The organism is Acinetobacter corruptisaponis, assembly GCF_030053775.1.
Taxonomy (GTDB): Bacteria; Pseudomonadota; Gammaproteobacteria; order Pseudomonadales; family Moraxellaceae; genus Acinetobacter; species Acinetobacter corruptisaponis.
The window spans coordinates 55,156-77,816 of record NZ_CP125670.1 but is presented as its reverse complement, the minus strand read 5'-3'; the positions used below and the strand labels follow the sequence as shown (position 1 = coordinate 77,816).

General features: G+C 39.9%; 14 protein-coding genes, 4 pseudogenes and 1 other annotated feature. Of the genes and pseudogenes, 8 read left to right on the top strand and 10 right to left on the bottom strand.

What is annotated here, in order from left to right:
* Positions 1-286: 286 nt before the first annotated feature.
* Positions 287-1,506 (bottom strand): IS3 family transposase gene (locus QLH32_RS18620; RefSeq protein ID WP_283269435.1). Its coding sequence is split into 2 segments (ribosomal slippage): positions 287-1,230 and positions 1,230-1,506, totalling 1,221 coding nucleotides; the frame shifts between segments, so codons are not numbered across the junction.
* Positions 1,115-1,231, bottom strand: a sequence feature (AL1L pseudoknot). It overlaps the preceding gene by 117 nt.
* Before the next feature lie 54 nt (positions 1,507-1,560).
* Here QLH32_RS18620 and QLH32_RS18615 point away from each other — a divergent pair.
* From QLH32_RS18615 to QLH32_RS18600, 4 genes and pseudogenes are all read left to right on the top strand, one after another.
* A pseudogene (locus QLH32_RS18615) lies at positions 1,561-2,678 on the top strand (IS3-like element ISAba21 family transposase).
* Between the two features lie 54 nt (positions 2,679-2,732).
* A complete protein-coding gene (locus QLH32_RS18610) occupies positions 2,733-4,688 on the top strand; it encodes an alkyl/aryl-sulfatase (protein ID WP_000693745.1) in 1,956 nt (651 codons plus the stop codon).
* Positions 4,689-4,985: 297 nt separating this feature from the next.
* A pseudogene (locus tag QLH32_RS18605) lies at positions 4,986-5,751 on the top strand (IS5-like element ISAba31 family transposase).
* Positions 5,752-5,997 (top strand): hypothetical protein, encoded by a 246-nt coding sequence (locus QLH32_RS18600; RefSeq protein ID WP_052690212.1) that lies wholly within the window; start codon positions 5,752-5,754, stop codon positions 5,995-5,997.
* A gap of 101 nt (positions 5,998-6,098) precedes the next feature.
* On the opposite strand, the gene QLH32_RS18595 is transcribed toward QLH32_RS18600, so the two are convergent.
* Positions 6,099-7,118, bottom strand: coding sequence for an AraC family transcriptional regulator (locus QLH32_RS18595; protein WP_045796736.1), 1,020 nt, complete (start codon positions 7,116-7,118; stop codon positions 6,099-6,101).
* A 153-nt stretch (positions 7,119-7,271) separates the two neighbouring features.
* On the opposite strand from QLH32_RS18595, the gene QLH32_RS18590 reads away from it, so the two are divergent.
* Both QLH32_RS18590 and QLH32_RS18585 read left to right on the top strand, forming a co-directional pair.
* A complete protein-coding gene (locus QLH32_RS18590) occupies positions 7,272-8,717 on the top strand; it encodes a coniferyl aldehyde dehydrogenase (RefSeq protein ID WP_061403633.1) in 1,446 nt (481 codons plus the stop codon).
* A 114-nt stretch (positions 8,718-8,831) separates the two neighbouring features.
* Complete coding sequence (locus QLH32_RS18585) at positions 8,832-10,550, top strand: GMC oxidoreductase (protein ID WP_061403634.1); 1,719 nt, start codon at positions 8,832-8,834, stop codon at positions 10,548-10,550.
* Between the two features lie 299 nt (positions 10,551-10,849).
* On the opposite strand, the pseudogene QLH32_RS18580 reads toward QLH32_RS18585, so the two are convergent.
* The 7 genes and pseudogenes from QLH32_RS18580 to QLH32_RS18550 all read right to left on the bottom strand — a co-directional run bounded on the left by QLH32_RS18580 (position 10,850) and on the right by QLH32_RS18550 (position 18,860).
* Positions 10,850-11,615 (bottom strand): annotated as a pseudogene (locus QLH32_RS18580) (IS5-like element ISAba31 family transposase).
* Positions 11,616-11,833: 218 nt separating this feature from the next.
* A pseudogene (locus QLH32_RS18575) lies at positions 11,834-11,995 on the bottom strand (IS30 family transposase); the annotation flags it as partial.
* A 27-nt stretch (positions 11,996-12,022) separates the two neighbouring features.
* Positions 12,023-12,562, bottom strand: a complete 540-nt coding sequence (locus QLH32_RS18570) for a nuclear transport factor 2 family protein (RefSeq protein ID WP_017396455.1) — start codon at positions 12,560-12,562, stop codon at positions 12,023-12,025.
* Positions 12,563-12,572: 10 nt separating this feature from the next.
* Positions 12,573-12,956 (bottom strand): hypothetical protein, encoded by a 384-nt coding sequence (locus tag QLH32_RS18565; RefSeq protein WP_008942232.1) that lies wholly within the window; start codon positions 12,954-12,956, stop codon positions 12,573-12,575.
* A gap of 76 nt (positions 12,957-13,032) precedes the next feature.
* Positions 13,033-14,514, bottom strand: coding sequence for an efflux transporter outer membrane subunit (locus QLH32_RS18560; protein ID WP_008942231.1), 1,482 nt, complete (start codon positions 14,512-14,514; stop codon positions 13,033-13,035).
* Positions 14,511-17,675: an efflux RND transporter permease subunit gene (locus QLH32_RS18555; RefSeq protein ID WP_008942230.1), complete on the bottom strand. Its 3,165-nt coding sequence runs from the start codon at positions 17,673-17,675 to the stop codon at positions 14,511-14,513. The genes QLH32_RS18560 and QLH32_RS18555 overlap by 4 nt, the downstream gene beginning before the upstream one ends.
* A gap of 3 nt (positions 17,676-17,678) precedes the next feature.
* Positions 17,679-18,860, bottom strand: coding sequence for an efflux RND transporter periplasmic adaptor subunit (locus QLH32_RS18550; protein WP_023187985.1), 1,182 nt, complete (start codon positions 18,858-18,860; stop codon positions 17,679-17,681).
* A 450-nt stretch (positions 18,861-19,310) separates the two neighbouring features.
* Here QLH32_RS18550 and QLH32_RS18545 point away from each other — a divergent pair, with 450 nt between their 5' ends.
* Positions 19,311-20,315: a cation diffusion facilitator family transporter gene (locus tag QLH32_RS18545; RefSeq protein WP_023187986.1), complete on the top strand. Its 1,005-nt coding sequence runs from the start codon at positions 19,311-19,313 to the stop codon at positions 20,313-20,315.
* A gap of 40 nt (positions 20,316-20,355) precedes the next feature.
* The gene (locus QLH32_RS18540) at positions 20,356-22,044 is read left to right on the top strand and encodes a hypothetical protein (protein WP_023187987.1); all 1,689 of its coding nucleotides are present in this window, start codon (positions 20,356-20,358) and stop codon (positions 22,042-22,044) included.
* Positions 22,045-22,268: 224 nt separating this feature from the next.
* Here QLH32_RS18540 and QLH32_RS18535 read toward each other — a convergent pair whose 3' ends face one another.
* Positions 22,269-22,583 (bottom strand): ArsR/SmtB family transcription factor, encoded by a 315-nt coding sequence (locus QLH32_RS18535; protein WP_023187988.1) that lies wholly within the window; start codon positions 22,581-22,583, stop codon positions 22,269-22,271.
* Positions 22,584-22,661 lie beyond the last annotated feature (78 nt).

Here is a 22,661-nt window from a genome sequence, read left to right as displayed (position 1 = left end):
CATGGTTTGAAGCATGAATCTTTTGGCTATTAGGAAAATCATGGGTAATCACCAACCACCACCATCAATCTTACCAACTAATGCTAATGATTTGCAGGCTTCCATTTGTCTCTGACTTTCACCTCCATTGTTAATGATGTGTGCTGAGAAAACAGGAGGTTTTAACTTGGTAAACTATAGACACTCATCAGGAGTTTACCATGAGCAAGAAACAGAAGACTTACACCGCAGAATTTAAAGTTGAAGCTGAACCGTACCGGGTTTGTCGGAGACTTTTTTATTTAAGTTAGGCCACCTGACCTAACGGGTTAATCTTATCATAGTACATTGCTTCAAACTCAAAAGGCGATACATAACCCAGTGCACTGTGTACACGCTTTTTATTGAACCAATCTACCCAGTTTAGTGTCGCAAGTTGTACATCTGCTAAACCTTGCCAATCTGCTTTTAGATATTCAATCACCTCTGTTTTGTATAAGCCATTCACCGTTTCAGCCAAAGCATTATCGTATGAATCACCAGTCGTACCGACTGATGCTCGTAAATTTGCAGCTTCTAAACGATTGGTATAGCGAATGGAAAGATATTGCACACCTCTGTCGGAATGATGAATCACATTCTTTGGCATGCCTCGATCGTGCAATGCTTGCTCAAGTGCATCGAGTACCATATCTGTATTCATCCGTGTAGATACTTTCCATCCAACAATTGCTCGTGAGAACACATCAATAACAAATGCGGTATATACCCAGCCTGAATGAGTTTGAATATAGGTAAAGTCACCCACCCATAGTTGGTTTGGATGATCAGCATTAAAATTACGTTTCACTAAATCATCTGCCCGTTTTTGGTCATCTCGGCTACGGGTGGTTTGTTTGTTCTTACCACGCCAAACACCTTGTATACCTAGCTTTTGCATTAATCGAGCAACTGTACAGCGCGCAATAACATAACCCTCACGTTTTAATTTTTGCCAGACTTTACGTACACCATATCGACCTGAACTTTCCTTCCAAATTCGTTTAATTTGTTCAGCATGATGCTCATCATGTAGATCTCGTTTCGCTCGATGTTCTGGATTGTCAGCGAGATCTAAAGTCCGGTAATAGGTTGAAGCTGCAATCGGTAAAATTCTACAAATCGCTTCAACACCATATCGATCTTTATTGTTATGGATAAAATCCACCATTATTTGTGTGGGCGGTCGAGCTCCGCCTGGGCGAAAAAAGCGGCTGCTTTACGTAGAATTTCATTGGCACGCTTTAATTCTTTAATTTCACGTTCCATTTGCCTCATTTTTTCTTGATCAGATATCTGTTGTACTTTAATAGGATTTTGCTGATCTAAATGCTTTTGATGCCAGGCACGAAGTGTTTCAGGAGTACAACCAATCTTAGGCGCAATTGCTGTGATTGCAGCCCAAGTAGAAGGATAATCTTTTTCAGATTCAATCAATAATTGAACCGCTCTTTCTCTGATTTCAGGGGTATATTTTAATTTTGTCATCGGGGTAGTCTCTCAGAATATTGACTCTCCGACAAACCCGGTACGGTTCAAGCAATAAAATTGATTGAAGCCAATCAAGGCAATGTATCGGAAACAGCCAGACAACTTGGCATTTCAATGCAAACTCTTTCAAATTGGAATAATAAAGCAAAGACTGGCACCTTAGCAGGCACTAAACAATATTCACCTGATCTAAATGCCTTACTCGAAGAAAATAAAAAGCTCAAACAACAGCTCAAAACAGCTGAAATGGAACGTGAATTTCTAAAAAAGGCAGCAGCGTACTTTGCGAAAGAAAGTCAGTAAGGTACGCCTATATGAAACAGCAAAGACATTTATTCCCGATTAGCTTTATGGCTAGATTACTTCACGTTTCAGTGTCACGATTTTATGATTGGCTAAAACGAGGCATGAATAAAAGATTGGTTCAGCGAAATCAACAGACAATTTTGGTCAAAATAGCTCATGAGGAAACTAAACAAAGCTATGGCTATATTCGATTAACTAAGCATTTACAAGCGCAAGGTATCAAAATCAGTACGTATGCTGTACGTCAAATAAAAAAGCTCAACCAGCTGTATTGTAAGCGTCATAAGCGTTTCAAAAGAACTACGAAGAGTGATCATAATCGAGCGATCTACGCAAATTTACTAGGGTAACAGTTTTCAATGACTAAGCCCAATCTTGCATGGTCAAGCGATATTACATACATTTGGACTGCTGAAGGTTGGTTATACTTGGCAGCAGTAAAAGACCTGTACACGAAACAAGTGGTTGGCTATAGCTTAAATGAGCGTATGACCGCACAACTTGTTTGCAATGCACTGACTATGGCGATTCGTAATCAAAAACCAACGAAAGGCTTAATTGTTCATTCGGACAGAGGCAGCCAATATTGCAGCCATGAATATCGAAAGATACTGGAAAAATGTGATTTTCAAGGTTCAATGAGCAAACGTGGGGACTGTTACGATAATGCACCGATTGAAAGTTTCTGGGGCATACTCAAGAATGAATTAGTGCATCATTGCAACTATAAAACCAGAGATGAAGCTAAAGCAGATATTACAAAATACATTGTGTTATTTTATAATCAGCGAAGAATTCAAAAGAGTTTGGATTTTAAAACGCCAAATCAAATAGCAGAGAACTTTTATCGGTTAGCTGCCTAGCATATCCCAAGTGAAAGTCTCCTGCTAATTCAGCACATATCAAAAGGAAAGAAGATGAAAATTAAGTTTTTAACAGTTTCATTGATGCTTATTCTGCCATTTTCTGTTTTTGCAGCAAATACTGTAGTAGAAAAAGCGGTCATTGAATCAAATAATACATATAAGGCGAAGTATAACTTAGAGGATATGACTGAGTTTAATCAGGCTCAAAAGGGCTTTATTGCCAAGCCAACAGGTCAAATTAAAAGTGAGAAAGGCAATGTTATCTGGGATTTTGATGCATTTAGTTTTTTACAAGATCAAGCACCAAATACCGTTAATCCCACTCTATGGCGACAAGCAAAATTAAACAACAATGTTGGGCTATTTAAAGTAACAGATCGAGTTTGGCAAATTCGTGGTTTTGATTTGGCAAATATGACCATCATTCAGGGTGATACTGGCTGGATTATTGTGGATACATTAACCTCTAAAGAAACGGCTGAAGCAGCACTTAAATTTGCTAGACAGCATTTAGGTGAGCAAAAAATTTCAGCCATTATCTTTACCCATAGCCATATCGATCATTTTGGTGGTGCATTAGGCGTTCTTTCTAGCGAAGAAATTAACGCTAGAAAAACTCCAATTATTGCGCCAAAAGGCTTTATGGAAGAAGCGACCAGTGAAAATGTGATGGCAGGTTCAGCCATGATACGTCGTGCGACTTATATGTATGGAACTTTTCTACCTAAAAATGCGGAAGGATTGGTGGATACAGGTTTAGGTAAGGCTGTTGCTGTGGGAAAAATGGGCATCCTTGAGCCTACACAACTGATCACTCAACCAGAACAGAAAATGACGGTTGATGGCTTGGATTTTGTGTTTTATAACGTGCCGGGTTCAGAAGCACCAGCAGAATTAACGTTCTCTATCCCATCATTGAAACTTTATAACGGCGCAGAAATTCTATCTCATACCATGCATAATCTTTATACCCTTCGGGGTGCTAAAGTCCGTGATGCCTTAAAATGGGTGGGCTATCTAGACCAAGCAATGCAGCATGCCAAAGCATCCGATGTATTGATTGCACAGCATCATTGGCCTGTCTGGGGCAATGACAATATTCAAGATTTTATTAAAACCCAGCGAGATGTTTATAAGTTCACGCATGATCAGACGGTGAGATATATGAACTCTGGTTTTAATGGCGCTGAAATTGCCGAAAAAATTAAGCTTCCAGCGGCACTTGATCAAAAACTATATGCTCATGGCTATTATGGAACCCTAAAACATAATGTAAAAGCAGTATACCAATATTATATGGGATGGTTCGATGCCCATCCTTCCAATTTAGATCCATTACCCCCTAAAGCTGTTGCAAAAAAATATATTGAGTTAGCAGGTGGGGAGAACAATGCATTGAAAAATGCGCGGGATGCCTACGCTCAAGCTGACTATAGATGGGCTGCCGAGATTTTAAAACATATTGTGTTGAATAACCCTCAAAACCAACAAGCAAAAGACTTATTGGCGAATACTTATCGTCAATTGGGCTATGCTGCTGAGGCTTCAACTTGGCGTAATTTCTTTTTGGTGGGCGCTCAAGAGCTACAAAATAATGTACCCCTACAAAATACTTCTGATCCGAGTGATTTATTGATTCATACACCAACTGAAAGATTTCTTGAAGCTATGGCGACAAATTTAGATGTGGAAAATTTAAAAAATGAAAACCAGTGTATCAATCTGGTTTTGTCGGATACCAAAGAGCATTTTTCATTATGGGTTGAAAACTCAGTCATGCAGTTTAAGCGTTATGATGAAAGTAAAGATTTGGCATTGGATTGCCCTACATTAACCTTAACCAAGCCCTTATATCTAAAAATGATTACAGGTCAAATAGAAGGGGTAAAAGTCCTGCTTTCTAAAGACAGTAAAGTCAAAGGTAATCCACTGAAAATTGGAAAATTCTTTGCAATGTTTAAACGTCCAGATTCAATTTTCCCGATTGTGACTCGACCAAATGGCTAAGCTCAAATAAGTAAAGTCGAAACTTAAATTAATAGATCCAAAGAAATGGGTGAAATTATCAACTTGGTTCTCCCAATCTTATAACAGGAATACAAGAAATTATTTCTTGTATTCCTCTTTAAAATTAAAAGTAAGCTATATGTATTTTAACTCTATTGATACTTTATTAAATGGTTTTTGAATTTTTATACTTTATTTTCGATGGAGATATTTTTATTAGGGTGTGTTGACACTTTTAGCTTAAAAAAATAGCGAAGTAGTAAAATCAAATCGCCGAACCCAATTTTACTATTCGCTATGCCTCGTACCATGCTGACAGATCAACACTGGCAAAAGTTGAAAGTTATTCTGCGTAATTTATCCATTCACCACAACTCAAATTTACGCAATTTTATTGAAGCTATTCTCTATAGAATTAGAACAGGCTGTCCGTGGCGAGATATTCCTTGTTGTTTTGGTCATTCAAACTCTATTTTCAAACGTTTTAATCGTTGGTCAAGCAGCGGTAAGTTACTTAGATTATTCAAATTACTAGCCTCATGCCCCGATATGGAGTGGATTTTTATTGATGGCTCTCATGTACGTGCTCATCAACATTCTGCTGGCATAGCGAATCAATCTATTTCTAAAAGTGTAGGAGGAAACTCCTCAAAAATACATTTGATTGTTGATGCACATGGCAATCCTATTGATTTCATGATTACCGATGGAACCACACATGATGTTAAAGTTGCACCTGATTTAATATCAACATTAGATTTAAAAGAGACAAAAGTGGTATGTGCAGATAAAGGCTATGATTCAGAACCACTGCGTGAACAGATCAGGAAAACAGGGACTAAAGCGAATATACCAAAGAAAACAAATAGCCAATCGAACAATGACCATATGGACTGGTATTTATATAAAATCAGGCATTTAGTTGAAAATATGTTTTGTAGATTAAAGCAATTTAGAGGAATAGCTACTCGATATGACAAGCTCAAAAGAAATTATCAAAGTTCTGTTGCTTTAGCCTGTATATTTTTATGGCTACCTTTATAGGGTTAATTATGAACAGTAAATGTCAACAGACCCTAGTTACACTTATCCAAATAGTACGACGGTGGCATTGAATACTGAAACGACATATGACTGGAATGCAGAAGAAGCCACAGTTCCTGTCAACTTGACTGTGACCAAAGTGATTCGCCTAAATGGTCAGGCCATTAGTGTGGGCGGTGGTGCTCGATATTGGGTTGATGATACTGACGGCAGCCCGAAAGGTTGGGGGGCACGTTTGGTCGCATCCTTTGTTTTCCCGAAATAATCAATTGAGTCTGTATTGATTAGAGTGACATTCAATGGATTTAAACTATATGCTTGAATTCGTTGGGTACTTTTTATTTAACGAAGTAGCAAAACCAGAAGTCATACAATATGGCTTCGACTTTTGTCTCTTAACTCGGTTGGAGGAACGCCAAACCAGCTTTTAAAGTTGCGACTGAAAATAGATAATTCTGCATAGCCCAACTGTAGAGCAATATCTGTCAAATTCACATTGCCTGCATCAAGCATACGAAGCGCTTCTTTTTTTCGGACATTTTCGAGTATATCTCGATAGGTTGTTCCTTGCATTTTTAAAGCGCGCTGAAGCTTTTTCGGATGCATTCCCATACAGAGTGCGATATTTTCAATGCTGCAGTCTCCTGTCGCCATCAGCATGCGGACTGAACTCTCTATCAGTGCGGTATTGTCTTCAGTTTTGGTGCTGCTTTGTGTTTCAAGCTGCTGTACGATTAGTTGATTAATGGCATCTTCATTAAAATTATAGGGTTTATAGCTTAAAAAGCTTGCGGGAAAATAAAGCGCATCCTCATCGGTTTCAAATTCCACTGGACAGGAAAAATGTGCTTGGAAAGTTTGAGCTCCTTTTTGTGGTGCTTTTTGCTTGAAGCAAATTTTTTCTGCATGCCACTGTGGGCCAATCAAATCTTTTAAAATATTCGCGACAAGGCAAATGGCCAGTTGTGATTTTTGTGGTACATCGGTGTTGTATTCACTTAAACGCACAAAGTTCAGCTTACAGAACAGAGCATTATGTTGCGAGACGTGAAAGACAACGCCTTCAGCATGTAAATAGACATACTTTTGCGCCACGCTTAAGGCTTCAAGTATGCTCGTTTGTCGGGACATATAGACGCCAATCAAACCGATTGTGCTAATATTTTGGAGTGCGCCGAGTTTTAAACCGAAGCAGTCATCCTGACAGGCTAAGGCCGCTTTTTCCAATAAATTTAAATAATGATCATAATGAATAAATGAATCTGGATCGCGGAGTAAAGCAGGTAAAATCCCGATCTCTTTCAAGATTCCTATAGGGTTTATGCCATAACTACGGACTAAGTCTTCAAAACCGCCGAGGCTGGCTGCACGAATATAACTTCCCATTACAACATTCCGTGTTGTCCTAAAAGATCAATTTAGTGTCCTAAAAAGTCAAGCATAATTCAAGTCATTTGTTAAAGTAGGATAAGAGATTATCTCAACCAACATAGAAAAGAAGTATTGAATCACCATTTTTAGCCGTGAAAGGAAAAGCATATGCAACTTACGGTTCAGTCTCATATCGAGCAAACAGTGATAGAACAGACATTGCACGATTGTTTTCAATTACAGCGCAAAAGCTTTCATCAGCAAGGCATTGAAACGATTGAACAACGCAAGCAACATTTACTGAATTTAAAAGCATTGATTAACAATCACCGTGAAGCAATTATTGACGCCTTGAATCGTGATTATGGAAATCGTTCACGCCATGAAACCTTATTGGCAGAAATTATTACTGTCACGGATGACATTAACGGCAGCATCAAACATTTGAAGCAATGGACGAAAGTACAAAAACGACATGTCGATCATAGCCTGTATTTTGGTGCGAAGAACCGTGTGATTCCTCAGCCACTGGGCGTGATTGGAATTATTGTGCCGTGGAATTTCCCCATCAATTTGATGTTTTCACAGTTGTCGGCCGTGTTTGCTGCGGGAAATACCGCTATGGTTAAAATGTCTGAAAATTCAAGACATTTGGCCGAATTGCTGATGGAGTTAAGCCCCAAATACTTTAAAGCGGAAAAATTACAGATTTTCGATGAGACGGGTGAAGTAGGCATCGCATTTTCAAAATTGCCGTTTGACCACCTGATGTTTACTGGCTCTGGTGCGACAGGGCGTAAAGTCATGGCTGCTGCTGCACCAAACTTGACGCCAGTGACTTTGGAGCTGGGTGGTAAATCTCCTGCGGTGATTGACCCTGAATACCCCATCGATAAAGCTGTAGAACGCATTATGTTTGTGAAACAGTTTAATGCGGGACAAATTTGTACCAATGTCGATTATTTATTTGTGCATGAGTCGAAGTTACAAGCATTTATTCAAGCCGCGGCAGCGTGGGTTCAGGAACATGTGCCTGATATTCATAGCAAAGATTATACTTCTGTGATTGATGAGCGCGCATTTCAGCGCTTAGTGCATAGCTTGGCAGATGCTGAAGCCAAAGGGGCAAGTTTGATTAATTTAAATCAGCAAGAGCCAGATGCTGCGACACGAAAATTTCCACTGACTTTGGTGTTGAACAGCAATGATGAGATGGAAATTGATACGCGTGAAACCTTTGGTCCGATCTTGATGGTCAAAACCTACCAGAAGCCTGAAGAGGTAGTGGACTATATTGTGCAGCGTGATCGTCCATTGGCCTTTTATCCATTTAGCAATAATAAAAGCTCAGTCGAATTTTATATCAGCCGAGTTATGTCGGGCGGGGTTTCGGTCAATGATGCCTTATTTCATGTCGGGCAGCATGACTTGCCATTTGGTGGGGTCGGTGCCAGCGGGATGGGGCATTATCATGGCTATGAAGGCTTTTTGACTTTTTCCAAAATGCGTCCTGTGTTTTATCAGGCGGGTTTTTCGAGCTTGAAGTTTCTCGCGCCGCCTTACGGAAAATTTGCCAATTGGCTGTTGAATTTATTGATTCGGATGAAGTCATAAGCGCTTAAATTTAAAAACCTCAACATCACTTTTCACTTCAAGATGGATATTTTGAAGTGAAGGAATTAGTGTATTTAAAAACAGAAAAATAAAACTTTTAAAGGAGTTAATAGGATGAATAATAAAGATTTTGATTTTGATCAAATCGTGATTGGCTCAGGCTTTGGTGGATCGGTCAGTGCTTTACGCCTTAGTGAAAAGGGCTATAAAGTCCTGATTTTGGAGAAAGGATTACGCCGTGAAGACAAGGATTTTCCAACTACAAATTTAGACACCAAAAACTATTTGTGGCGGCCTGAACTGGGATTCAGAGGTACGATGCAATTTACTTTCACCAGTAAAACCACCATTTTGCATGGGGTGGGCGTCGGTGGGGGCTCACAAATTTATGCCAATGTACATTTAATTCCACCTGATGCTGTTTTTGAGTCTGAGGCATGGACCAAGATTCGTAAAGACTGGAAAGAAACCTTAAAGCCGTTTTATGGTCTCGCTCAACGTATGTTGGGTACAGCGAATAATACTTATACCAATATTGCAGACGAAACGTTAAAAGAAGTTGCGAGTGAAATTGGATATGCAAATTCATTTAAAACGGTGAATACGGGGGTCTTCTTTTCGCAAGTAGCTGGTCAAGAAGGACAATTAGCGAAAGATCCGTATTTCAATGGAGAGGGGCCAGATCGTAACTCCTGTATTTATTGTGGCGCTTGTATGTTGGGCTGTCGTAATAATGCCAAAAATACCCTGATGAAAAATTACCTGTATTTTTCTGAGCGTAATGGCGTTGAAATTCGTCCAAGTTCTGAAGTGGTGAAAATTACACCACTGAATGAAGATGGTAGCGCAGGTTACGAAGTAATAGTCAAAGAAACTTTAGGAAAGAATGTTCGTCAGTATAGTTTGCGCAGTCGTGGGGTGGTGTTATCTGCGGGTGTAATGGGTACGGTACCGATGTTGTTAAAAATGCGTGATCAGCATAAAACTTTACCCAATATTTCTTCATTGCTGGGACAGGAAGTTCGGACGAACTCGGAAACCCTGACCACAGTGAACAATACTGGTAAAAAACTGGATGATGGTGTGGCTATCAGCTCCTTTATTTCAGTCGATGCAGATACCAATATCGAGGTCACACGTTTCCCTGAAGGTGCGGATGCTTCATGGATTTATATTCCATACGTGCCTATGGTGACTGGTCAGGGCTTTATGCGCTTTATGAAGTTTGTGTTCAATACACTGTTACATCCCTTAAAAACCTTTAAAGTACTGCGTTATAAGGGTAAAGCCAAAGACTCTATCATTTTATTGGTGATGCAAAAGTCTGAAGCATTCATTCATTTTGAATGGCGTAGAAAGTGGTATCGACTGTTCAAAAATAGTATCACTGCTGTGCAAAAAGAAGGGGACACGCCACTCACCGTTTCATTCCCTGCGGCTGAAGAAGCCACTAAAATGATTGCACAAAAGTTAGGTGGAGAACCTGGTTCTGCACTTACTGAAATTCTACTGGGAACGCCAACGACAGCACATATTATGAGTGGTGTCGCGATGGGCAATGACAAGTCGAATGGCGTTGTGGACTTCACTGGTCAAGTCTTTGGTTATCAAAATTTACGCGTATTAGATGGTTCGATTGTACCTGGGAATTTAGGTGTGAATCCCTCACTAACCATTACCGCACTGTCTGAATTTGCGATGAGTCAAATCCCAGTGTTCTCCGCAGAGCGGGCAGCAAAGATTCAGCGTATTGAATTTAGTCAGCCTTTGGAGGGACAGGTGTCTGACTTGAAGGGTACTGGTGATTTAGCCAGTGCATTAAGCAATGCTTAAAAAAGTGGATATGGTTTGGGCTGGTGATGGTGATGGTGTCTAATACGGCAAATTAGACAGCCCAAGCAATACAATCTTGAGATCATTATCCCTCTAACGCTGTATGACAGCGTTAGAGGGCGTTGCTGATTTTATGGGCTATAATTCAGAAATTCCTAAGCTAAGAAGAGAGCGAAAAGCTGTCTTACCTTTTTTACCGATCAATGAGTAATTGGGGGGCATTATTGAGTCTATTCATAAACCCAAAAGCCATGGTTTATTTTTTCTTGTTATAAAATATGACTAGGGTCTGTTGACATTTACTGTTCATAATTAACCCTATAAAGGTAGCCATAAAAATATACAGGCTAAAGCAACAGAACTTTGATAATTTCTTTTGAGCTTGTCATATCGAGTAGCTATTCCTCTAAATTGCTTTAATCTACAAAACATATTTTCAACTAAATGCCTGATTTTATATAAATACCAGTCCATATGGTCATTGTTAGATTGGCTATTCGTTTTCTTTGGTATATTCGCTTTAGTCCCTGTTTTCCTGATCTGTTCACGCAGTGGTTCTGAATCATAGCCTTTATCTGCGCATACCACTTTTGTCTCTTTTAAATCTAATGTTGATATTAAATCAGGTGCAACTTTAACATCATGTGTGGTCCCATCGGTAATTATGAAATCAATAGGATTGCCATGTGCATCAACAATCAAATGTATTTTTGAGGAGTTTCCTCCTACACTTTTAGAAATAGATTGATTCGCTATGCCGGCAGAATGTTGATGAGCACGTACATGAGAGCCATCAATAAAAATCCACTCCATATCGGGGCATGAGGCTAGCAATTTGAATAATCTAAGTAACTTACCGCTGCTTGACCAACGATTAAAACGTTTGAAAATAGAGTTTGAATGACCAAAACAAGAAGGAATATCTCGCCACGGACAGCCTGTTCTAATTCTATAGAGAATAGCTTCAATAAAATTGCGTAAATTTGAGTTGTGGTGAATGGATAAATTACGCAGAATAACTTTCAACTTTTGCCAGTGTTGATCTGTCAGCATGGTACGAGGCATAGCGAATAGTAAAATTGGGTTTGGCGATTTGATTTTACTACTTCGCTATTTTTTTAAGCTAAAAGTGTCAACACACCCTAGTAGCTTGTTTAAAAAAGATTTGTTTATTTTTCTATTAATTGCTTCTAAATAATAACTTCAATATTTTTGTGGTTAAAAGGCAAGGGGGTATTATGATGTGTTTTTTATTGAAAATAAGCTTTTATATTAGGGCGAATTCAAACATGAGGTGCGACAGTTTGAAAAGTCTTATGATAATCAACAAGCTGAGCAAATTTCTCTAATGGTGTAAGCCAATCTAACGCTTTTCTAGGACGAGTATTCAGTGACATGGCAACTTGATTTAAATAATGCTGATCTGCCTGATTTAAATCAATCCCTGCGAAGACATTTTATAGCACTCCTGATTATGGCTCTAACTGACTACGCAATGGATGATTGTTGTAGTAATCACCGATGTATATAATCTTATTATTTTTAACCTCAAAAAATGAAGCACCTTTAAAAGTGATTACTTTTGCGTCTTTTTTACCAGACTGGTCTTTTTTATTGAGGGTTCCCTGAAGCTGCCATTCGACAGCAACCTTATCACCAACAATGAGTGGCGGGGATGTAAGCGTCATCTTCCGATCAGGAATGACTGTTAATAAAAACTTGGGTACCTCAATTACAGATGCTGTACCTTTACGGTTTTCTTCATTACTTGTATTGAAATACTCAACATTCGTGTCAAGAACTTTAGTCAGGTCATCTGGCTGCGTACCATTCCAGATATTAAGATAGCTCTCCACGGTTTCCAAAGCTGTATTGATCGGTGCTTTTGCATGCGAAATTGAAGCTAATCCTAACGTCATAAGAATGAGTAAGAATGTCATGAAAAAAGGCTTTGATTTTTTCCCTTGACCATCAACATCTTGCTTCAATTGATTGATATAAATAGTGTTCATCATATTCACCTTAGACTTGAATAAGTTCATCCACAATCCGTTCGGCGTCTTCCCTGGTATTGACGATTTCATAAGGAATGCCAAATGCCTTTACAGCCATTTCCGTCATCTTTCTGATGGCAACTCTTTTTTCCTGATCAGGTTCAATGCAGATAATTGCCTTACATAACTGATTAAGTTCATCTTTATGGTTTTTAAGCCAAAGACCACGTTGTTTAAAGTCTTCAGGTGTTTCTTGCATTGATAATTGATCATAAACAATCACAAACGGACTGCTCATTTCCAAGAATTCCTGCATTTCCAACTGCCATTGAGGTGAATAACCTGGAACTGCCTGATCTTGCTTAAACTCAACAAATGGGAAGTTTTCTATATCATGGATAATAAATTTCATTTATATGACCTCATATTCTGTTTCATCTTGTCAGGAATTCATCTCTTTCCATCAAAAGATGAATTCCATCGATGTGCTATTTCAAAGATTTACGTTCAATCTGTACGGTATGTTCATTCCAGCCTCCACCTAATGCCTTGTAGAGGTTGACCTGATTATTCAGGCGTTCCAGGCGGGTCTGTATAAGTGCCTGCTGAGATGCATACAGAGTTCGTTGTGAGTCGAGGACTGCGAGATAATTATCTTCACCAGCATCAAAACGTAAGGTTGCCAACTTATGGGCATCCTGGCTGGCCGCAATCATTTGCTGCTGCGATTTGATCTGTTCATCTAGTGTGGACTTGCCAGCCAGCCCATCAGCAACTTCACGAAAAGCTGTTTGAATAGATTTGTCATAGTTGATGACTTCAATCTGCTTCATGATGTGTGAGCGATCCAGATTTGCCTGATTTAAACCTGCATTAAATATGGGCAAGTTAATCTTGGGCATAAAACTCCATGCACCTGTACCTGCATTAAATAGATTATCCAGACTGGAACTTGCCGTACCCGCCGAACCCGTTAGGGTAATGGATGGAAAAAATGCTGCACGGGCTGCTCCAATGTTTGCATTCGCAGCCTGAAGCTTATGTTCTGCGGCACGAATGTCTGGACGACGTTGAAGTAGATCCGATGGCAAACCAACTGGTATATCCTGCATAACAACCTGATCAGGAATTTTGGGGGACTGGTCCAATTGGGCCGCCAATTCCTGTGTTAATGGTGAACCCAGAAGTAACACCAGAGCATTACGATCCTGTGCAGTAATACGCAAGAATTTTGCATAATTGGTTTGTGCGGTGCGCAGTCCTATTTCAGCTTGACGTAAATCAAATCGGGTTGCATTACCAACATCAACAAGTTTCCTGGTCAAGTCATAGGATTTCTGCTGTGTCGCCAAAGTCGCCTTGGTTAAACCTAACGTTTCCTGATCGGCCTTATAGACCAGATAAGCATTAGCAACTGCGGATACCAGACTTAACTGTGATGCTGTCTGGACCTCTTTAGAAGCCAAATAGTTCTGTAAAGCCTGATCACTCAGACTGCGTACTCGGCCCCATAAATCGACTTCCCATGCGACCGAAGTAACACCAACCTGATACATGCGGGGGTTATAAGCAAGATCAGACGGTAAACGCTGACTGGCTGACTCTGCGGTAACACCCACATGCGGTAAACGGTCAGCACGACGAATACGATACTGTGCTTCTATCGCCTCAACATTTAAAGCTGTCACCTTAAAATCATGATTGTTTTTCAATGCATGATCGATGAGTTGGAGTAAGACAGGATCGGTATAAAAGTCACGCCAGCCAATATCGGCTGCGACTGTTTGCTTTCCATTGTTCACTTGCAGCCCTGGATAAGCCTCTCCTGTTGGATAGTGTTCCGACACAGGAGAGACAGGTCGCTCATATATGGGTGCCATTGAACATCCTGCAAGAATAGTGGCAGTGGTTAGTACACTCATTTTCTTGAGGAAGGTGTATCGGTTTAAATGAAGTGTTAAATTTTTCATTTTGAACCCTCCTGTACCAGTGCTTTGGCCTGTTCTCTACGCAGAATAAAATTACGAATGACGACATAGAAAATGGGTGTAAACAGCAAACCAAAGATTGTCACGCCCAGCATTCCAGAGAAAACAGCGATACCCATGGCATGACGCATTTCTGCACCAGCACCTGTGGCTAATACCAGTGGTATCACACCAGCAATAAATGCAATTGAGGTCATTAGAATCGGGCGTAATCTTAATCGGGCTGCTTCAAGTACTGCATCAAAAGGATTCAAACCCTCATCCTCTTTGGCTCGGGCAAACTCCACAATTAAGATGGCATTTTTTGCAGCAAGTCCCACCAGAACAACAAAGCCAATCTGGGTAAAGATGTTGTTATCACTACCAGTTACCCAAACACCTACAATCGCAGATAACAAGGCCATTGGTGCAATAAGTAATACTGCAAAAGGCATTGACCAACTGTTGTATTGAGCTGCAAGGAAAAGGAACGCCAAAATAATTGCTAGAGCAAAAACCATGACCGCAGTATTGCCTGTATTCTTTTCCTGATAGACCAGATCGGTCCATTCATAGGTCATACCTTGTGGCAATGTTTCCTGCACAATTTTTTCAATTGCGGCAGTTGCCTGACCAGATGAATAACCTGATGCAGCGTTACCACTAATATCGGCTGATGGGAAACTGTTATAGTGCATAACACGATCAGGGCCAGAACTACGCTTAATCGTGACAAAGGTCGAAAGCGGAATCATGTCTCCCGCTGCATTTCTCACCTTTAACAGATTAATGTTCTCTGGTTGCATACGGAATGGGGAATCTGCCTGAGCAATTACACGATAAGTACGACCAAACCGATTAAAGTCATTGATATAGATTGACCCCAGATTGATTTGTAGTGTTTCAAAAATATCGGTCAGTGGTACACCTTGTGACTTCGCTTTTACACGGTCAATATCAACTTCAATCTGTGGAGCATTTGCCTGGAAACTCGCAAGCATACCGACAAGTTCAGGCGTCTGAGAGGCTTTCGCCATAATCTCGCCCTGTACACGTGCCAGTGTTTCAAAGCCTAAACCAGCCCGATCTTCAATTTGTAGCTTGAATCCGCCCATAGAACCTAAGCCAGGTACTGGTGGTGGTGGAAAGATGCCCGCAAATCCGTCAGGAATCTGACTGAATTTACCCATTAATTTTCCAGCAATTGCTCCTGCTGATAATGAGGGGTCCTGACGAGCCTCAAATGGATCAAGCATGGCAAACATCAAGGCAGAGTTTGGTACATTGACTGGACCACTTGGTGTAAAGCCTGGGAATGCCATGACGCTTTCCACACCAGGTTCATTCAGTGCAATTTCCGTCATCTGTTTAACTACAGCTTCTGTGCGGTCTAAAGATGCGCCTGTAGGTAACTGGGCGATACCAACTAGATAATACTTGTCCTGTGCAGGAACAAAGCCTTGCGGCACTTTGTTAAAACCTAACCAAGTTAGGCCAAGAAAACCTACATACAAAATCAGCATGATGGCACTTAAACGTACCCCCTTGCGGACTGCACCTACATATTTGTCCGATGCCTTATCAAAGAACCGATTGAATCCTCTAAAGAACCAACCAAATAAGCGTTCGGTTAAATCACGTTTTTTATTTCCAGCTTGATGTGGTTTAAGCAAGATACCTGCTAAAGCTGGTGAAAGTGTTAAAGAGTTGATTGCAGATAAGATGGTTGAAATCGCAATGGTCAAGGCAAATTGGCGATAGAACTCACCCTGCAATCCTGTAAGAAATGCCGATGGAATAAATACAGCAGATAAAACCGCAGTAATCGCGATAATTGGCCCTGTCACCTCAGACATTGCCTTACGGGCAGCTTCTTTTGGTGATTCGCCTAATGCAATATGCCGTTCTACGTTCTCCACCACCACAATTGCATCATCGACCACAATACCAATCGACAGTACCAGTCCAAATAAGGTCAATGTATTTAGGGAGAAGCCGAAATAATACATAATTGCAAACGTACCAATCAGTGAAACGGGAACGGCAATTAAAGGAATAATGGATGCACGCCATGTTTGCAGGAACAGGATGACAACAAGCACAACCAGTGCAATGGCTTCTAACAGAGTGGTAATGACTGATTTCAAAGAAGCTTTTACGAAAATATTTGGATCATAAGGAATTTTATAATCCACACCGTCAGGGAAGCTTTTCTTCAATTCTGCCATCGTTTCACGGACTTCACTTGAAACATCGAGTGCATTGGCACCTGGTGTCATAAAGATTTGTAAGGCAGATGTTGGCTTACCATCCAGTAAAGCTCGCATGGTATAAGCATCAGAACCCAGTTCAATTCGTGCAACATCTTTCAGGCGTGTGATTTGTCCAGTGTCACCAGCTTTAACCACGATTTCACTGAATTGCTCTTCAGTGGTTAAACGTCCCAGCGTATTAACAGTAACTTGATAGGCCGATGTTGTATTTGGTTGTTGACCAACAGAACCCGCAGCAACCTGCATGTTTTGTTCACGAATGGCTGCAACCACATCATTGGCGGTTAAACCACGGGCAGCCACTTTTTCAGGATCAATCCAGACACGCATCGAATATTCACCAGCACCACCAATCTCGATATTTCCAACACCTGGTAAACGTGCAAGCTCATCACGCACATTTAACAGTGCATAGTTGGACAAATATAGTGGATCATGATTCTTGTTGGATGACACCAAATTGATGACCATGAGAATATCGGGTGAGGTTTTTTCAGTGACCACACCAATGCGTTGAACTTCTTCAGGTAAGCGTGGCAATGCACGAGAAACCCTGTTTTGTACCTGTATCTGTGCTTTATCAGGGTCTGTACCCTGTTTAAAGGTGACGGTCAGTACCATCTTGCCATCGGCTGCGGTTTGAGAACTCATATACAACATGTTCTCAACACCGTTCACGGCTTGTTCCAGAGGGGAGGAAACCGTCTCGGCAATGATTTTGGGGTTGGCACCAGGATAACTTGCCATGACCTGTACAGTCGGTGGTGTAATGGCTGGATATTCACTCAATGGCAGTTTAAACAGTGATAAAGCACCGAGAATGACGATCAGCACAGAGATCACGACCGCAAATATTGGCCGATTAACAAAGAAATGAGGGAAATTCTTCATGGCTTATTTCCCCTGTGCGGCACTTTCAGTCGGAGTAGGCGTTTGCATTGGAACGATATTTGGCTTGACCTGCATTCCTGGGCGAACCAGCCCTTTAATAATGACTTTATCGCCAGTTTGCAGACCACTGCTAATAATCCGCAATCCATCAACGACCGAGCCAAGTGTTACAGGCCTAAATTCAACCGTATTATTCGAACCAAGAACCAGAACAAAATTATTGCCCTGATCTGTACCCACCGCCTGATCATCTATCAGAATGGTGGACTGTTTATTTCCAGTGGTCAGCTTAACTCTGGCAAACATACCTGGTGCTAATTCACCTGAATCATTGGTAATAGATGCCCTAACCCGTAGCGTCCCTGTACGCTGGTCAATTTGAGTACTTACAAAGTTTAATTTCCCTGTATAAGGATAAGTTTCTGTATTTGCCAATCCCATTTCGATTGGCAAGTTGAATTGTCCAGATTTATTTTGTCCCTTTAGATTGAGAAAGGTTTTTTCATCAAGGTCAAAATAAACATACAGCGGATTGACTGAAACGATGGTGGTTAAGGCTGTGGCATTGCCTGTATTTCCACCTGCAATCAAGTTACCACTGGTGACAAGAACACGGTCAATACGTCCTGAAATCGGTGCTGTAATATTGGTATAAGATAAATCCAGCTTCGCTGCACTGACGGCTGCCTGAGCCTCCTGTACTTGAGCCTGACGGTTATTTTTGGTTGCCAGTGCATCGTCATAAACCTTATTGGAGACGGCACCACTTTCGACCAGTTTATTTGCCCGGTTAAAATCCAGAACAGCCTGGCTATACTGAACCTCTGCTGCTTTCAGTCGTGCCTGGGCTGTCTTCAGAGCAACCTGAAAAGGTGCAGGATCAATTTTAAATAATACCTGTCCCTTACGAACATAACTGCCCTCAGGAACACTAACACTATTAATGACACCACCGACTCGGGACTTGATTTCAACGCTTTGTGGTGCCGATAAGTAGCCTGTATATTCGGCAGTTGGATTAAGTTCTTGTGTAATTACTTCCGCAACTGGAACCTGAGGAATAGGCATTTGAGCTGAACTAGCTTGTTGCTTGGGTTGATCCGATATATTTTTTGCTGTGTACAGCAGACCACCTGAGATAGCAATCACTACTGCTACAGCAACCGCTGTCATTCGTTTTTTCATGATATTCACCTTTTATGCAAAGCTACATCACTCTGGATAGGTTTCTGTAGCAGTTGCACACATGCTAATGTTTCCAATAATTGGAAGGTCAATAGGGTGATCTGAATAGATTATACAAATGAACATATATTTATATGAATTATTAAAAAGTGAATTTCTATAAGTTTAATAGTCCGTTTTTTCAGCTTTATAAAACATACCTCCGTCTATGGAAATTAAATTCATGCAATATCCCTCCAGTATTAGACTGTCAAATTATTCATTTTATCCTAAGTAGAAATTTCTCTTAGAATAAGTAAAAACAGTATTACTTTAGAAAATTTGATTCCCTATTAGCTCAAAAATGGCACATGCCATTGATTATATTAAAATTAATAAATTAAATTTGACAATTTTTACATATGAACATATATTCATATGTAAAAATATATACATGTTAGGTTTTTATACATGAGTAATCAACGCGATCACAATCATAAATGTCATGATCATTCGCATGAAGGTCATGATCATTCGCATGAAGGTCATGATCATTCACATGTTCCTGATGTGAGTAACGGAAACGAAAGAAAAATTCTGATTTCGTTTTTTATCATTTTCGGGTTCATGCTTGTAGAAGCCACTGGAGGAATCATCTCTGGTTCACTCGCACTTCTGGCTGATGCAGGGCATATGCTTACAGATGCCGTTGCCTTAGGTTTAGCTTATGCTGCCTTTCGTTTCGGTCGCCGCATTGCAGATAATTCAAAAACATTTGGATACATGCGATTCGAAGTTATTGCTGGCTTAATGAATTCTCTTACATTATTCGCAATCGTTGGATGGATTATTTATGAGGCTATTGAACGCTTTCAATCACCTCAACCTGTCATGGCAGGACCGATGTTTATCGTTGCTATTATAGGTATGCTCGTTAACTTATTTGTTTTATGGTACTTAACAAGAGGCGATACAGAACATGTCAATGTTAAAGGAGCTATTCTCCATGTAATGGGCGATTTACTCGGCTCTGTTGGAGCAATTATTGCTGCCATAGTGATTTGGTACACAGGCTGGACTCCTATCGATCCAATTTTATCTGTTCTAGTTTCTTTACTTGTACTACGCAGCGCATGGTCTTTATTTAAACGTACTCTTCATATTTTACTTGAGGGTGCTCCTGAGAATGCTAATGCCCAAGAGATCACTGAATATCTTTTGAAAAATGTAAGTGGTATTGAAAAAATTACCCATATACATATTTGGATGATTACATCAGGTAGATCTATGGCAACGTTGCATGTCAAACCCAAAGATGGAGTTGACCTCGCGACATTAACTCTCAACATTGAGAATGAGCTAAAATCCAAATTTTCTATTGAACATCCAACTATAGCCATTGATTGGCAAGGCAATAGTACTTGTAGCTTAGAAAACCCAACTCAAATTGATCCACACGCTGGACATAATCACTAACCTTAAATCTTTATTGTTATTCACTGATGAGGAGACTTTAATGTCTGATAAATACTACAATTTAGGAGATTACCAGCGTCAAATAACTACGTCATCTCCTGATACTCAACTTTGGTTTGATCGTGGCTTATTATGGACATATTGTTTCAATCCGAGTGAAGCCATAAATTGTTTTAAGAAAGCTCTAGAACATGATGCAAAATGCGCAATGGCTTATTGGGGCATCGCCTTTGCATCTGGTCCAAATTACAATAAAGCTTGGCATTTATTTGATCCTTCAGACTTACAGAATACCATTCCATATATTAATGAAATTATGGAACAAGCAAAGTTAGCAGCGACTCATAATGCGACACAATTTGAGAAAGATTTAATTGATGCCCTTGCTCCACGCTTTCCAAAACACGTGACTATAGATGAACAAGACTTTCATGAGCTGAATTTTGCATATGCTCAAGCTATGAGATCATTTTATGAAAAATATTCTAATGATCTTGATGCAGCTGCAATGTTTGCAGATGCACTCATGTGCTTGAGCCCTCGTAAATTGTGGGATTTAGATACCGGTGAAGCCATAGGTTTAGGTACAGTTGAAGCTAGAAACGTGCTTGAAGTTGCTTTCACTAAACCTGGGGCAAATCGTCATCCTGTAATTAATCATCTCTATATACATTTAATGGAAATGTCACCTTATCCTGAAGTTGCATTGCCAGCTGCTGATAACCTTCGTAATTTATCACCTGATGGGTCACATTTAGCCCATATGTCCACACATATTGATAATGCATGCGGAGATTGGCGTCGAGTGGTTTATTCTAATCTTGATGCAATCGCAGCCGATGAAAGATATTTTTCTAGAGAAAAGAATCCAGGTGGTTGGAATATCTTGTATCGCGTTCATAATTTAATGGTAGGTGCTTATGGTGCAATGATGGCAGGTAAATCACAGGAAGCGTTATTTATGGCTCATCGTATCAATGACATTTTAACACCCGAAGTACTACATATCACTACACCGCCAATGGCTAATTTAACTGAAAGCCATTGCACAACACTACCACATGTTATGATTAGATTTGGCATGTGGGAAGATATTCTGAAACTTGAGCTACCTAAAGATAAAGGTCTATATAGTTCCACAACCGCAATGATTCACTACGCAAAAGGCATAGCATTTGCTTCATTAAGAAGAGTTAAAGAGGCCGAAAAAGAAAGAGAGTCTTTTATAAAAGCAGTAGCTAATGTATCAGAAGAGCGCTTTAACTCTATACCTGTTAAAGAGGTCGAAGCTTTAAAAATTGCTGCCAAAATGATTCATGGCGAAATTGAGTATCGTAAAGGTAATACGAAAGAAGCATTCGCAATCTTGCGAGAAGGCATTAAATTAGAAGATGCTCTTCCTTATTGTGATCCTCCAGCTTGGTTACAACCAGTTCGGCATGCATTCTGCGCACTTAATATGGAACAAGGAAACTTTGAAGTAGCAGCCCAAGAATATCGGATTGAACTGGGGCTAGAAGGTGACCTTGGACGTCGCCGAATTCGCCCTAACAATGTATGGAGTCTTCATGGACTTTATGAGTGTTTAGCAAAACTAGGTCTAGAGAAAGAAGCTCGAGATATTTCGCTGCAACGTGATATAGCACTTGCCTCGGCTGATATTAATATTGAAGCATCCTGTTTCTGCCGATTAAGTGCATTTGAAGATAACACTACAAGTTGCTGTTAAAAACAGATAGCACTTTCCTCAAATAGATATCAAGGCATATAGCTAGACATTTCTTAATTATATGCCCTTGATCTTAACTTTTTGTAGATGATACTGATAACTTAAATAAATGCATGATATATTTCTTGTTTAGAGTAATAAAAATAAAGAATTCCTATAACCCTCTTTCCCCTTAAAGTTATTTAATTTAGATATTTTTGCAATACATTACGTACTACTATAAATTAGTGCTCCTCACTAATATGACTTGCCATATCTAATAAAACCTGACTAACATGTAAATCATCAATCTCATAAAATACTTGTTTAGATTGTCTTTCGCCTTTGACTAAACGAGCTGAACGCAATAAACGAAGATTATGACTGACTAAAGATTGGGATAAATCAAGAGCATCACTGATTTCACCTACTGAACTAGGCCCCCGCATACAAAAAAGTAGAATTTTAAGTCGTGAAGCATCACCTAATAGCCGAAATGTTTCAGCTAAAGACATAATCTCATCTTGAGATAATGGTATCGGGTGATTATTAAAATTCATACTAATACTTAAATTCCTATTATTTAGAAAATATATATGTTTACATATTCTACCCTTGACCTTCCCATAATGGCAAGG